General features: G+C 70.6%; 11 protein-coding genes. 6 read left to right on the top strand and 5 right to left on the bottom strand.

What is annotated here, in order from left to right; translation table 11 throughout:
* The first annotated feature begins 367 nt into the window (after positions 1-367).
* The 3 genes from F4X11_16645 to F4X11_16635 all read left to right on the top strand — a co-directional run bounded on the left by F4X11_16645 (position 368) and on the right by F4X11_16635 (position 4750).
* A complete protein-coding gene (locus F4X11_16645; GenBank protein ID MYN66633.1) occupies positions 368-2806 on the top strand; it encodes a DUF1592 domain-containing protein in 2439 nt (812 codons plus the stop codon).
* On the top strand, positions 2803-4161 hold the full coding sequence (locus F4X11_16640; protein ID MYN66632.1) for a DUF1552 domain-containing protein: 1359 nt from the start codon (positions 2803-2805) through the stop codon (positions 4159-4161). The genes F4X11_16645 and F4X11_16640 overlap by 4 nt, the downstream gene beginning before the upstream one ends.
* Before the next feature lie 67 nt (positions 4162-4228).
* A complete protein-coding gene (locus F4X11_16635; protein MYN66631.1) occupies positions 4229-4750 on the top strand; it encodes a hypothetical protein in 522 nt (173 codons plus the stop codon).
* A 36-nt stretch (positions 4751-4786) separates the two neighbouring features.
* Here F4X11_16635 and polA read toward each other — a convergent pair whose 3' ends face one another.
* From polA to F4X11_16610, 5 genes are read right to left on the bottom strand one after another with little or no spacing between them, the layout of a single operon-like run.
* Positions 4787-7462 carry a DNA polymerase I gene (gene polA, locus F4X11_16630; protein ID MYN66630.1) on the bottom strand — a complete coding sequence of 892 codons (2676 nt, stop codon included), beginning with the start codon at positions 7460-7462 and terminating at the stop codon, positions 4787-4789.
* A 21-nt stretch (positions 7463-7483) separates the two neighbouring features.
* On the bottom strand, positions 7484-8563 hold the full coding sequence (locus F4X11_16625; protein ID MYN66629.1) for a VWA domain-containing protein: 1080 nt from the start codon (positions 8561-8563) through the stop codon (positions 7484-7486).
* On the bottom strand, positions 8560-9303 hold the full coding sequence (locus F4X11_16620; protein ID MYN66628.1) for a hypothetical protein: 744 nt from the start codon (positions 9301-9303) through the stop codon (positions 8560-8562). The genes F4X11_16625 and F4X11_16620 overlap by 4 nt, the downstream gene beginning before the upstream one ends.
* A gap of 16 nt (positions 9304-9319) precedes the next feature.
* The gene (locus F4X11_16615; protein ID MYN66627.1) at positions 9320-10405 is read right to left on the bottom strand and encodes an energy transducer TonB; all 1086 of its coding nucleotides are present in this window, start codon (positions 10403-10405) and stop codon (positions 9320-9322) included.
* 17 nt (positions 10406-10422) lie between these two features.
* Positions 10423-10974, bottom strand: a complete 552-nt coding sequence (locus F4X11_16610) for a methyltransferase domain-containing protein (GenBank protein MYN66626.1) — start codon at positions 10972-10974, stop codon at positions 10423-10425.
* Positions 10975-11142: 168 nt separating this feature from the next.
* Between F4X11_16610 and F4X11_16605 the strand changes: the two genes are divergently transcribed.
* The 3 genes from F4X11_16605 (at position 11143) to F4X11_16595 (ending at position 13745) form a co-directional block, all read left to right on the top strand.
* Entirely contained in the window at positions 11143-12408 is a 1266-nt protein-coding gene (locus tag F4X11_16605; protein ID MYN66625.1) for an inositol-3-phosphate synthase, read from the top strand.
* Between the two features lie 5 nt (positions 12409-12413).
* Positions 12414-12896: a hypothetical protein gene (locus F4X11_16600; protein MYN66624.1), complete on the top strand. Its 483-nt coding sequence runs from the start codon at positions 12414-12416 to the stop codon at positions 12894-12896.
* Between the two features lie 144 nt (positions 12897-13040).
* Positions 13041-13745: an ABC transporter ATP-binding protein gene (locus F4X11_16595; GenBank protein ID MYN66623.1), complete on the top strand. Its 705-nt coding sequence runs from the start codon at positions 13041-13043 to the stop codon at positions 13743-13745.
* Positions 13746-13795 lie beyond the last annotated feature (50 nt).

Raw genomic sequence — 13795 nt, 5'->3', positions numbered from 1 at the left:
GCCCGTGGCCAGCGCCCGCGGCATCCGACCGGCGATGCATCGCGCCTCGCGTTTATAGACAATTGCGGATGCTAGGAGATTGCGCCGTAGAACGCAACGCGGTGCGGTCCGAGGCGCCGGGTCCTGGGGCGTGGGCTGGGGCCGCACGCGGAATCCTGCGACCCCTTTTGGCGGCGCTATCGCTTCGCGTCTGCGTTGACAACACCCGGCGAGAAGCGTACAAAGGGCAGGTAACGAAATCGAAGCTGGGCGAATTTCTGCGGACGCGTGCGCTCGGGCCGGTCCGCCGAGAGCCGCGAGCCGTCGGGATTCAACGAGCGTCTTCCGAGGATCGGTCCTCCCGTAGCCAGTGCCGAGGGGTGGTGTGATGACGACGCGGCGAGACGAGCGGGCCTTGCGCCGGGTTCGGAGCGCGGTGGCGGCGGTGGCTTCGGGCTGCCTGCTCGCATCAGCGTCGCCGGCCATGTCGGCGCCGGCCGCCGCGGAGGGTGGGGTGAACGCCGCGTCCGTGGAGGCGACACTCAATCGCTACTGCGTGACCTGTCACAACGAGCGCATCGTCAACGGCCGCGGTACGGCGCCGTCGATGCTGGTCTCGCAGTTGCGCACCGCCGGCCTCGCGCTCGATGCGCTCGATGCGAGTCACGTAGGGGAGGACTCCGACGCGTGGGAGCGCGTCATCCGCAAGCTCGAGGCGCGGACGATGCCGCCGGTCGGCCGTCCCCGGCCGGATGAGGCCACGTACGGCGAGGTCGTCGGCTGGCTGGAGGAAGAGCTCGACCGGGCCGCCGCCGCCGCCCCCAATCCGGGGCGGCGCCCCGCGCTGCACCGCCTCAGCCGCACCGAGTACCAGAATGCCGTGCGCGACCTGTTGGCCCTCGATGATCTACCGAAGGAGTTCGACGTCTCGACCCTGCTGCCGGCCGACAACGTCACCAGCGGCTTCGACAACCTCGCCGAGCTGTTGTTCGTTTCTCCGTCGACCCTCGAGCGCTACCTGGCCGCCGCGCGCAGGATCAGCCGCCTGGCCGTCGGCGACACGAGCATGCCGCCGATCGTCGACCGCTACCAGCTCGACCGCGACCTGATCCAGGACAGCCACCTCGACGGCCTGCCCCTCGGCACCCGGGGCGGGACGGTTATCCGCAGCCACCTGCCGGCGGACGGCGAGTACGTGCTGACGGTCGAGTTCGCCCAGGCCGCCCGCGAGGAACATGCGGTGGAGGTGAGCGTCGACGGCGAGCGCGTCAGCCTGTTCAGCATCGGCGGCCGGCCGCTGGTGCGGGGGGCGAGCGGCGTGTTCGCGTTCGAGGCCGAGCCGCCGGTCGACGTGCGGGTGCCGCTCGGGGCGGGGCCGCGCGAGATCGCCGTGGCCTTCCTGCAGAAGACCGGGGCCCGGCACGAGGGCCTGGTACGCGCGTCGCGTCGCGGGCAACGTCGCGAGCCGGCCATCTCGACGGTGACGCTCAGCGGACCCTACGGGGTCGACGGGGCCGGCGACACGCCGAGCCGCGAGCGCATCTTCACCTGCCGCCCGGACGGCGGCGTCACGGCGGCCGAGCCGTGCGCGCGCGAGATTCTCTCCGCCCTGGCGCGCCGCGCCTACCGCCGCCCGGTGACGGAGGCCGACCTCGACCTGCTGCTGCCTTTCTACGAGGAGGGCGGCGCGGAGGGTGGGTTCGACCGCGGCGTCCAGCGGGCTCTGGAACGGATGCTCGTCAGCCCCGAGTTCCTCTTCCGCGTCGAGCGCGACCCCGGGGATGTCGCCCCCGGCGCGCCGTACCGCGTCAGCGACCTCGAGCTCGCTTCGCGCCTGTCGTTCTTCCTCTGGAGCAGCATTCCCGACGACGAGCTCCTCGCGCACGCCATCGACGGCACCCTGAGCGACCCCGCGGTGCTCGAGGCGCAGGTGCAGCGGATGCTCGGCGACCGCCGCTCCCGCGCGTTGATCGACAACTTCGCCGAGCAGTGGCTCTACCTGCGGGACGTCGCGGCCAAGGAGCCGGACCCCGGCTTTTTCCCCGGGTTCGACGAGAACCTGCGCCAGGCGTTCCAGCGAGAGACCGCGCTGTTCATGGACAGCGTGCTGCGCGAGGACCGCGGCGTCAGCGAGTTGCTGACCGCCGACTACACCTTCCTCAACGAGCGGCTCGCGAAGCACTACGGGATCCCGCACGTCTACGGCAGCCACTTCCGGCGCGTATCGCTGGACGGCACGGCGCGGCGCGGATTGCTGGGGCAGGGCGGCATCCTGACTCTGACCTCCTACGCCACGCGCACCTCGCCCGTGCTGCGCGGCAAGTGGATCCTGGAGAACCTGCTGGCGTCGCCGCCGCCGCCCCCGCCGCCCGACATTCCGGCCCTGGCGGAGAGGACCGACGACGGCGCGGCGCTCTCGATGCGGGCCGCGATGGAGCGGCATCGCGCCAACCCGGCCTGCGCGAGTTGCCACGCCCAGATGGACCCGCTCGGCTTCGCCCTGGAGAACTTCGACGCGGTGGGCCGCTGGCGCGTGCGCAGCGAGTCGAACGACGCCATCGACGCCTCGGGCGTGTTGCCGGACGGCACCTCGTTCGAAGGCCCGGGCGGGATGCGGGGGGCGCTGCTGCGCGAGCCGGAGCGGTTCGTCGCCACCGTCACCGAGAAGCTGTTGACCTACGCGCTCGGCCGCAACGTCGAGTCGTACGACATGCCCGCCGTCCGCGCCATCGTGCGCGAGGCGGCGGAGAACGACTATCGTTTCTCGTCCATCGTCCTGGGCATCGTTCGGAGCACGCCGTTTCAGATGAGGATGTCGCAATCATGATCATCACGCAGAAAGCCCTGCCCCGGCGGACGTTCCTGCGCGGCGTGGGCGCCACGCTGGCCCTCCCGTTCCTCGACGCCATGGTGCCGGCCGCGTCCTCGGCGGCGCGCGCCGCGGCCGCGCCGGCCCGGCGGCTCGGGTTCATCTACATCCCGAACGGCGTCATCCAGGAGCAGTGGGTGCCCGCCCAGACCGGCCGCGGGTTCGAATTCTCGCGGATCCTGAGTCCGCTCGAGCCGTTCCGCGATCAGGTGCTGGTCCTGAGCGGGCTGGCGCACCGGCAGGCCGATTCGTTCGGCGACGGCAACGGCGACCATCCGCGGGCCACCGCCGCCTGGCTGAGCGGCGTCCATGCCTGGGAGCGCCGCGGGCGCCAGGGGCCGACCGAGATCAAGCTCGGCATCACGGCGGACCAGATCGCGGCGCGCGAGTTCGGCAAGGAGACGCCGCTGCCGTCGCTGGAGCTGGCCCTGGAGCAGCCGACCGCCATCGCCTGCGACACCGGCGACTGTTTCTACTCGAACACGATTTCCTGGCGCAACGAGACCACGCCGCTGGACATGGAGGCGCACCCGCGCGTCGTCTTCGAGCGGCTGTTCGGCGAGGGCGGCAGCGCCGCCGACCGCCTGGCGGTGGTCCGGCAGACCGGGAGCATCCTCGACTCGGTGACCGCCGAGGTCGCGCGGCTCGGCGGGACGCTCGGCCCGAACGACCGCAACAAGCTGGACGAGTACCTCGACGCGGTGCGCGATGTCGAGCAGCGGGTACAGCGATCCGAGTCGCGCGGCGACGAGTCTTTCGTCGAGTTGCCGGAGCGGCCGGTCGACATCCCCGAGACCTTCGAGGATCACGCCAAGCTGATGTTCGATCTGCAGGCGCTGGCGTTCCAGGCCGACGTCACGCGGGTCTTCACGCTGATGATGGCGCGCGAGGCGAGTCCGCGGCCCTACCCGCAGATCGGGGTGCCGGACCAGCACCACACCGTCTCGCATCATCGCAACGACCCGGAGTACATCGCCAAGAAGGCGAAGATCGACACGTATCACGTCCAGGTGCTCTCGTACCTGCTCGGCAAGCTGCGGGAGACGCCGGACGGCGACGGCAACCTGCTGGATCACTCGATGATCGTCTACGGCGGCGGTATCGGGAACGGAAACCTCCACGAGCACACGAATCTGCCGTGCCTCGTGGCGGGCGGCGGCGGCGGGCGGCTGCACGGCGGACGGCACCGTGCCTACGCGGCGGACACGCCCTATACGAACCTGCTTTTGACGGTGCTCGACAAGGCCGGCGTGCCGGCCGAGAAGCTCGGCGACAGCACGGGATTACTCAACACGGCGCCGCTCAGCCTCTGAGCGGCGCTACCCCCGGCAAGGCCCCGAGGGAGGGCGGGGCGCTTGCAGAAAGGCAAAGGATCGTTTCATGTTCAAGAGCAACCGTGCCCGCTGGGCTGTCGTTCTCTGCTTTGCGCTGATGGGCGCCGCCTGTGGCGATGACCCCGCCCCGACGGCGCCGACGCCGACACCGCCGCCGGCGCCCGAGCCCGAACCCGAGCCGGTGATGATTACCGGCGAGTGGCACGGACACGTCCATGGCATGCTGATCGACGGCGACGCGCATGTGCACCTGATGCAGACCGGCATGGACGTGACCGGCGACTGGCACATGGAGGAGATGCCCGAGGCGATCGCCGCGCTGCTCATGGCGGCAGGCATGTCGACCGATGAGGAGCTCGGGGGTCCCGTGATGGGCATGGTGGAAGAAGGAGAAGCGCACGCCGATCTCGAGTTCGGGTTCGCAGAGGCGTTCCACGACGTCCTTGGCCACGACTGCGTGGTCCACGCCCACGTCGAGTTCACGGAGGACGAACTGGAGGGCGACTGGCACACCGACGACTGCGTCTCCGACGACGAGGGAGATATGGACTTGCACAAGGAGGAGTAGTACGCACGGGGCGCGTCGGCTCTCGACGCGCCCCGCTCAGCCCTTCGCTTCCTTCCAGTTCCGTCCGATTCCTACGTCGACGGTCAGCGGCACAGACAGCTCGACGGCGGACTCCATCTTCATCCGGACCAGGTCGGCGATCTCCCGGGCATCCGACTCGGGGGCCTCGAACAGCAACTCGTCGTGGACGGTCAGGATCATCCGGGCGTCCGGCGGCAGCGCCGCGTGCACGTTGATCATCGCGCGCTTCAGGATGTCGGCCGCGCTGCCCTGGATGGGCATGTTCACGGCGACCCGCTCGGCGGCGCTCCGGAGCTGGCCGTTGCGGCTCGCGATGTCGGGCACGCGCCGCCGCCGGTCGAGCATCGTGGTCACGACACCGGTCTCACGCGCGGTCTCGAGCGTGCGCTCCAGGTAGGCGCGCACGGCGGGAAAGCCCTCGAAGTAGGCGTCGATGAACGTCTGCGCGGCCTTGGGAGCGACCCCGATGTCCTTCGATAGGGTGAAGGCGGTCTTGCCGTAGAGCAGGGCGTAGTTGATGATCTTGGCCCGCCGCCGCAGCTCGTGCGGGTCGAGTCCGCTGTCGGCCCCGAAGACCTTGAACGCGGTACGGTCGTGGATGTCCTCGCCCCGCTCGAAGGCGCCGCTCAGGTTCGGGTCGCCGGAAAGGTGCGCCAGCACCCGCAGCTCGATCTGCGAATAGTCGGCGGAGATCAGGGCGGATCCGGGCGGTGCGGTGAAGGCGCCGCGGATCTCGCGCCCGACGGCGGTGCGGATCGGGATGTTCTGCAGGTTCGGGTCGTGGCTGCTGAGCCGTCCGGTCGCCGCCACGGCCTGGGCGAACGACGTATGCAGCCGCCCGGTCTCGGGATTGACGAGTTGCGGCAGCGCGTCGATGTAGGTCCCCTTGAGCTTCGCGAGGCTGCGCCACTCCAGCACCTTGCGCGGGAGATCGTGGACGAGGGCGAGCTCTTCGAGCACGTCCACCGACGTGGAGGCGACCTTCGTCTTCCCGGTGCGCTTGCGGGACGGTAGCTGCAGCTTCTCGAACAGGATGGTCGAGAGCTGGCGCGGCGAGTTGACGTTGAACGGCTCCCCGGCCAACTCGTGGATTTCGTCCTGCAACGCCGAAAGTTGCGCGTCCATCGCGACCGATTGTGCGGCCAGCGCGTCGGTGTCGAGTCGGACGCCGGCGCGCTCCAGGTCGGCGAGCACCGGCACGAGCGGCAACTCGAGGTCCCGGTAGAGGGGCTCGAGCCCGTCGCGTTCGAGCTGTGCGCGGAGATGGTCCGCGACCTGCAGCGCCAGGTCGCTGCGCTCGCCGGCGTAGTCGACCACCGCCTCCACGGGCAGGTCGGCGGGACTCTGCGCCTTGGCTCCCTTGCCGAAGACGTCCTCCGACGCGATTGCCTTGTAGCCGATCTTCTCCAGGGCGAGGTCGCCGAGGTCGTGGTCCGGCCGGGTGGCGTCGAGAAGATAGCTGGCGAGCAGCGTGTCGACATCGAGTCCCGCCAGCCGGACGCCATGGCGGCCGAGGACGAGAGCGGCCCGCTTCAGGTCGTGGCCCGCCTTCGCCACGCCGGCGTCGGCAAGCGGCTTCGCCAGCGCGCCGAGCAACGCCTCGCGTCCCATGCCGGTGTCCGCTTCCAGCGTCCGGTGCCCGAGCGGCACGTAGCGGGCGTGACCGGGCCCGGCCGAGAGCGCGATGCCGACCAGGTCGGCGCGCATCGCGTCCGGCTCGCCGGCCACCACCCCGAGGCCGACCCGCCCGGCGCGCCCGACGGCGTCGAGCAATTCGGAAAGCTCCGCCTCCGACCGCACCACGCCGTAGTCCTTCTCGATCGTCGTCGCGGTCGGCGCGTACTCGGCGACGAGCGTCCGGAAGCCCAGCGAGCTGAAGAGCGTGAAGCAGAGATCCGGCGACGGGCCGCGGTAGCGCAGCGTGTCCGGCTCGAACGGGACCGGGACATCGGTGCGGATGGTGACCAGCTCGCGGCTCCTGCGCGCGTCGTCCGCGTGCTGCTCGAGCGCCGTTCGTTGCCGCTTCTTCTTGACGTCGGCCGTGTGCGCCAGCAGCGCGTCGAGAGAGCCGTGCGCCGCGATCAGCTCGCGGGCGCCCTTCTCGCCGATGCCGGGAACGCCCTTCACGTTGTCGACCGAGTCGCCCATCAGGGCGAGGACGTCGATCACCTGCCCGGGACGGACGCCGAACTTCGCCTGCACGCCGTCGGTGTCGTACCAGGTGCCGGGGTCGCGCGGATTGAAGACGGATACGCCGTCGCCCACGAGCTGGAAGAAGTCCTTGTCGCCGGTGACGATGGCCACCCGAAAACCGGCGGCGCGGGCCTGCACGGCCAGTGTCCCGATGACGTCGTCGGCCTCGAACGTCTCGTACGTGAGCACCGGCACGCCCAGCGCCGCGCAAGCCTCGTGCACGTGCGGCACCTGCTCGCGCAGGTCGGGCGGCATGGGCGCGCGATTCGCCTTGTAGTCGGCGGCGAGCTCGTTCCGGAAGGTCGGTCCCCGGACGTCGAAGGCGGCGGCGACGAGCGCCGGCCGCTGGTCCGCGATCAGCTTTCGGAGCATCGTGACGAAGCCATAGACCGCGTTCGTCGGCCGCCCGTCCGGTGCGCTCAGTCCGCGTATCGCGTGATACGCGCGATACATCTGGGAGCTGCCGTCGATGAGGAAGACGGTGTCGGTGGCGTCCATCGCGCGGGTAGGAGTGTATCCCTACGGCGTCGCGATGTAGCCCCGGCGCGCCCGGACGCGATACCGCGAGTCCCGGATCTCGACCTCGATCTCGTGCCAGCGTCCGTCGGCGTGGCCCGGCGCCGGATAGGCGAGGAAGTACTGGCGGCTCAGCTCGTCGGCGATGCCCGCGGTGGCGGCAGCGAGGTCGCCGGCGCCGCGGATGACCTCCGTCCGGCCGCCGCTGTCGTCGGTCAGGTCCCGCAGCGCGGACGCGTTGACGCGGTCAATGGCGCCGAACACCACGCCGCCGCCGGGCGCGCGGGTCGTCGGCGGGATCGGCAGGCGTCCCCTCCCGCCGCCGCCGGGAATCGGGAAGGGGACCCGCACGGGCGGGCGCGTGCGCGGGGCCGGCGGCCGGCCGCCGCGGGACCGGGACGGCCCCGGGCTGTCGATGCCGACGGCGTAGACCATCACCTCGGTCTCGCGAATCAACCTTTGCAGGTCGCGGACGCGGATCTCGCTGTTCGTGTCGTTGCCGTCCGAGATGACGACCACCGCCTTCTTGCGGTGCCGCCCCTGCTCGGCCAGCATCACCGCGTCGGCCACCGCATCGTAGAGTGCGGTGCCCCCGCGGGGGCGAATGCCGCCGAGCGCGCGGCTCACCCGTTCGGGGTCGTTGGTCCAGTCGTGCACGAGCCGCGGCTGGTAGTTGAACCGATACAGGAAGAACTCGTCGTCCGGGCCGAGCAGGTCGAAGAGGAAGCGGTCGAGGGCGCTCCGCGCGGCCGCCATCCGCTCGCCCTCCATGCTGCCGCTGGTGTCGAGCACGATGCCCAGGCTCACGGGTACCCGTTCGCGGCTGAAGTGGGTGAGGGTCTGCGGCACGCCGTCCTCGTAAACGAGGAAGTCGTCCTTGTCCAGGCCGGACACGAAGCGCCCGCGGCGGTCGGTCACCGTGGCGCTCACGTTGATCAGGTCGACGCCGGTGCGGAACCGGAAGGCGGGCCGATCCGCGTCCTGGGCGGCGGCCGCCACGGGCGCCGTGGCCGCGAGACCGGTCACCAGAACGGCGGAGAGGAGGGCTGGAATCGACCTTGTGGCGGCGCACGCGTGTCTCATGACGCATCTCCCACGGGGACCGGAGGTTGCACGCCCGAGCGGCGATCGATATGCGGAATCGTCGTTTCGTCCAGCAGAAAGCTGATCCGGTACCGGCTGATGCCGGCGGCCAGCAGACGAATGGTGAACGGGGAGTCGGCGCCGGGCGGGAGCGAGGGAGTCTCCACGGGTGTCCGGCGCGTGGCGACCAGCGTTCCGGCTTCGTCGAACGCCATCGCGACGACCGACAGCCGCGCGGCGCCGGCCGCCGCCGGCGGGTTGCGCACCGACCCGCTGATGTCGAGAAACGGTCCCTCGGCCGCGTGCCGCAGCGCGATCAGATCGAGCGGCGGACGGGCGTCGTCGAGCGACTCCGCCGCGTCACCGGCACCGGATCCGGACAGGAACACGGTTGCCACGACTGCCAGTACGAGGCCCGCCGCTCCCGCGAGGGCGGCGAGGCGCCCCCAGCCCGCCGGCGTCGGCGGCACGGGCGAAGAGAACAGCCCGCCGATGCCGGCCTCCGATTCGCGCGCGGCGCCACCGTCCCCCGCGGACCGATCCGGCAGTTCGTTCGCGGACCGCGGCGCGAGTGGATCGGGATCGTCGCTCGCGGACCATCCCTCGCCGCCGAGCTCGGCCGCGAGCGCCGCCAGCCGTGCGGCCGACCGTTGCCGCTCCTCCTGTACCAGCCGCCACGTCACCACGCCCATCGCAATGGCCAGGAACAGCGACAGCAGCGTCACGGCGATCAGCGTCATCTCGACCATCGTTCCCTCAGCGCAGCCGGAACTCCATCGCCACTTCGACGACGACGTCGACCGTGACGCCCTGTCTCCGGGCGGGATGGAAGCGCCACTGGCGCATCGCGTTCACGGCCGTCTCGTCGAGGCCGTAACCGAGGCTGCGGACGACCTGTATGTCGCCTACCTCCCCGTTCGCAAGAACCACGACCTCCAGGACGACGTCGCCCTCGATCTCACGCCGCAGCGCGTCCGCGGTGTAGACCGGCTTGACCTCGTGCCGGATCGCGGGCGGCGAGATGCCGCTCCCCATGCGGTAAGGTCCTCCGCCCGCCCCGCCGCCGCTGCCGGGGCCGACACCGGCCCCCGAACCGGGTCCGACGCCGCGCCCGGCTCCCGCCCCGACGCCGCCGTCCCGGCCGGGGCCGCTCGACACCGTCCGGGTCGTTGCCCGCGGAGGATCGAGCAGGCCGCGCAGATCCCGGCCGTCCGCGCGCATCGCCATCAGCGGCGCCACGATGCGGGGCAGCGCCTCGCGCTCCAGAGGCTCGGGGGGACGCGGTTCCTCGATCGCCTCCACGGCGACGGGCTCCTCGCGCGGCGGCACGGGACTGCTGGTGCGGCTGTCGCCGCGGCGCTCCGCCCGCGGCGGCGGCAGCGGCTGCCGCAACCCGCCTCCGCCACCGCCGCCGCCCGGCCCGGGCTCGGCCACGAACACCAGGCGCGACAGAGCGGGGCCGTCGGTATCGGACGCGCGATCGGCCGCCGTCGTCATCTGCACCGCGGTCAACATGACCAGCAGGGGTATGAGGGCGCCGTGGGCCAGCGTCGACATGGCGGCCGAGACGGCGCCGGAAGGAGAGTCCCCGAGTTCCCGGTCGAGGAGGGCGCCGCCGAAGACGGGACGAATCGTGGAAATCGGCTCGCGCCGCAGCCGGCGTGAAGCCCGCGCCGCCTCCCGTTCGGCCACGAACACGCCATCCACGGTCGCCACCTCGCCGGCGGCGATCAGGCGGCGGATCACGCTTCGGTCGACGCCGGCCGCCTGCGCGATCTCGTCGGCCGAGTAGACCTCAGGCGCGCAGGGCGCCGAGCGGGCGGTCTGGGCCGGATGGTGCACGGACATTTCCGCTCACCCTATTTCGTCCCCTCGAAGAAGCTCTTGCCCTCGCGTTCGGCAAGCAGGCGTACGGCCCGGAATCCCTCCGCCTCGAGCGCGCCGGCGGCCCCGCCGTTCAGCAGGTAGGTCCGATCGAGCTCCCGTTGGGAGAAGAAGCCGCCGATGCCGCCGCGCGGGGCCGCCTCGATCACGACGCACCGGCCGTTCGGCCGCAGCACCTTGAGCGCCTGCTGGAGGCACAGGACACGCTCGTTCATGCGCAGGCTCCCGAGCAGGTCGGGCGCCACGACCACGTCGAACGACTCGGGGTCGCAGGGCAGCGCTCCGAGCCGGCCCGTTCTGGCCTCCACCAGCACGCCGGCGCGTTTCGCCGCGCGCCGCACGCCGTCGCACTCGGCGTCCGTCTCGGCCACGACGCCGGCTTCGCCGCTTATGCCCACCGCCTTGGCGAGCTCGGCAATCAGCACCGCATCCCGGCCGCCGAGCTGCAGCACCGACGCGCCGAGCTTGAGACCGACCATCGACACTTCCAGGTCGCGTGGACCTCCGCTCTTTCTCAGCTTGAACACTGGCGTCGCCCCATCCGTGTCCGGCGCCCGCGCCGGGCTTCCTCGAGTCGGCTTCCCGGCCCGGCGGCAGCGGCCGGCGGGGAAGCCAAGGCCCAAAACACCATGATATAGTCTCCGCCTGTGCAAGGCTCCCGCCAGATCGCTCCGGCCACGGGGCGCCTCGGGATTCTGCTCGCCGGTCTCGGCGCCGTCAGCACGACCCTCATCGCCGGTGTCCACGCCATCCGCAAGGGACTCGCCGCGCCGACCGGGTCGCTCACGCAGATGGGCACGATCCGACTCGGCAAGCGGACCGACGGGCGCTCGCCCCTGATCAAGGACTTCATTCCGCTCGCCGCCCTCGACGATCTCGTCTTCGGCGGTTGGGACATCTTCGAGGACAACTGCTACCAGGCCGCGTGCAACGCCGAGGTGCTGCGGCGCGACCTGCTCGATCAGGTCCGCCCGGAGCTCGAGGCGGTGCAGCCCTGGCCGGCGGTCTTCGATCAATCGTATGTGAAGAAGCTCGACGGCCCGAACGTGAAGTCGGGCGCCAGCAAGCGCGATCTCGCGGAGCAGCTCCGTGCCGACATCCGCCGGTTTCGGGAGCAGCAGGGGGTCGAGCGGCTCGTCCTGGTCTGGTGCGGCAGCACCGAGGTCTACCTGGAGGAGGCGCCCGTCCACCAGTCGCTCGAAGCGTTCGAGCGCGGTCTCGAGGCGTCGGATCTCGCCATCCCGTCGAGCATGATCTATGCCTACGCCGCCCTCAAGGAGGGGATTCCCTACGCCAACGCGGCCCCCAATCTGAGCGCCGACGTACCGGCGCTCGAGGAGCTGGCCCTGCAGACCGGGTCGCCGCTCGCGGGGAAGGACCTGAAGACGGGCCAGACGTTGATGAAGACGATGGTCGCCCCCGGACTGAAGGCGCGCCTGCTGGGCGTGTCCGGCTGGTACTCCACCAACATCCTGGGGAACCGCGACGGCGAGGTGCTCGACGATCCGGAGTCGTTCAAGACGAAGGAGGAGAGCAAGAAGTCGGTGCTCGACCACATCCTGCAGCCGGAGCTCTACCCGACGCTCTACGACGACCTGCACCACGTGGTCCGCATCAACTACTACCCGCCGCGCGGCGACAACAAGGAGGGCTGGGACAACATCGATCTGGTCGGGTGGCTCGACTACCCGATGCAGCTCAAGATCAACTTTCTCTGCCGGGACAGCATTCTTGCCGCCCCCATCGTGCTGGACGTCGCGCTGTTCCTCGATCTCGCGACACGGGCCGGCATGAGCGGCATCCAGGAATGGCTGTCGTTCTATTTCAAGAGCCCCATCCACCGCCGCGACCTCTATCCGGAGCACGACCTGTTCATCCAGTTGATGAAGCTCAAGAACACGCTCCGGCACCTGCGGGGCGAGGAGCTGATCACCCACCTCGGCCTGGAGTACTACGATTGACCCGCATGCAGGCGATCCTGATCGGCGGTGCGTTCAACGGCGTGCTGTCGGCCCTGCCCCTCATCGAGCTGGGCAATTGCTGCTGTCTGTGGGTGACCGGCGGGGGAGCGATCACCGCGTGGCTGCTGCAGCGCGAACGGGCCGAGCCTCTCGATCCGGGCGAAGGGGCGCTCGCGGGGCTGCTGGCGGGGGTGGCCGGGGCGGTCATCTTTGCGGTCGTTTCGGTGCCGGTCCAGATGGTGCTGGGATCGCTGGGCATGCTCGACGTCGGCGCTCTCGATGTGCCGCCGGAGGTGCGCGAGCTCATCGAGGCGTTGTCGGCCAGCGTGGCGCTGAGAGTCCTCCTCGGGTTCGTCATCATGCTGATCGTCAGCGCGATCTTCTCGACGCTCGGCGGTCTGCTGGGCGCCTTCCTTTTCCGGCGGGCGGCCCCGCCGGCGGCGCATGGAGGCACGGACATCGTGCCGCCCCCGCCGCCGCCCATCTGACGCCGGCCCGTTCCGGGCGCCGGACCGGATGTCCCCGGGCGGGCTTCCGGGAACCTGAGGGCCCCGCACTGCGTCTGTGGTGCTAGTGCCTCCACTGGCACGAGACACGGGGGAGCCGCACACCTTACATTCGAGCCTATGCCGCTGATCTACACCCGCGATCTCTGGAAGACCTACCGGATGGGGACGGAGGAGGTCCATGCGCTGCGCGGCGTGTCGGTCGACATCGAGCGCGGCGAGTTCGTCGCCATCATGGGACCCTCGGGGTCGGGCAAGTCGACGCTGATGAACCTCATCGGCTGTCTCGATACGCCGACGCGGGGCGAGTACCTGCTGAACGGCAAGGACGTCAGCCGGATGAACGACGACGACCTCGCGCGCATCCGGAATCAGGAGATCGGGTTCGTCTTCCAGACGTTCAACCTGTTGCCGCGGGCCTCCGCGCTGCACAACGTCGAGCTGCCCCTGATCTATGCCGGTGTGCCGGCGGCGGCCCGGCACGAGCGGGCTACCGCCGCGCTCAGCCTGGTCGAGCTCGACGATCGGATGAGCCACCGGCCGAACGAGCTCTCCGGGGGGCAGCGCCAGCGGGTGGCGATAGCCCGCGCGCTGGTGAACAACCCTTCCCTCGTGCTGGCCGACGAGCCCACGGGCAACCTCGACTCCAAGACCGGCATCGAGATCATGGCGGTGCTCGAAGGGCTGCACCGCGGGGGCAACACGATCGTGCTCATCACCCACGAGCCGGAAGTGGCTCGGCACGCCCACCGGGTGATTCAGATCAGGGACGGGTCGATAGCACTGGACGACTCGACGCCGGCCGCCGCCGCTGCTTCCGTGGTCACCTAGGAGTCTGCGCCGCAGGACGTTTGCGGCACGAAACGGGTCGCCAGTCCACG

It is taken from the genome of Acidobacteriota bacterium, assembly GCA_009861545.1.
GTDB lineage: Bacteria > Acidobacteriota > Vicinamibacteria > Vicinamibacterales > UBA8438 > WTFV01.
This window is presented reverse-complemented; position numbering and strand designations above follow the sequence as displayed.

Excerpts from the sequence above, each read along its gene's own strand:
- F4X11_16620 (MYN66628.1), bottom strand. The coding sequence starts at position 9,303 with ATGACGCTGATCGCCGTGACGCTGCTGTCGCTGTTCCTGGCCATTGCG.
- F4X11_16600 (MYN66624.1), top strand. The coding sequence starts at position 12,414 with ATGCAGGCGATCCTGATCGGCGGTGCGTTCAACGGCGTGCTGTCGGCC.
- F4X11_16625 (MYN66629.1), bottom strand. The coding sequence starts at position 8,563 with ATGAGACACGCGTGCGCCGCCACAAGGTCGATTCCAGCCCTCCTCTCC.
- F4X11_16645 (MYN66633.1), top strand. The coding sequence starts at position 368 with ATGACGACGCGGCGAGACGAGCGGGCCTTGCGCCGGGTTCGGAGCGCG.
- F4X11_16635 (MYN66631.1), top strand. The coding sequence starts at position 4,229 with ATGTTCAAGAGCAACCGTGCCCGCTGGGCTGTCGTTCTCTGCTTTGCG.
- polA (MYN66630.1), bottom strand. The coding sequence starts at position 7,462 with ATGGACGCCACCGACACCGTCTTCCTCATCGACGGCAGCTCCCAGATG.
- F4X11_16640 (MYN66632.1), top strand. The coding sequence starts at position 2,803 with ATGATCATCACGCAGAAAGCCCTGCCCCGGCGGACGTTCCTGCGCGGC.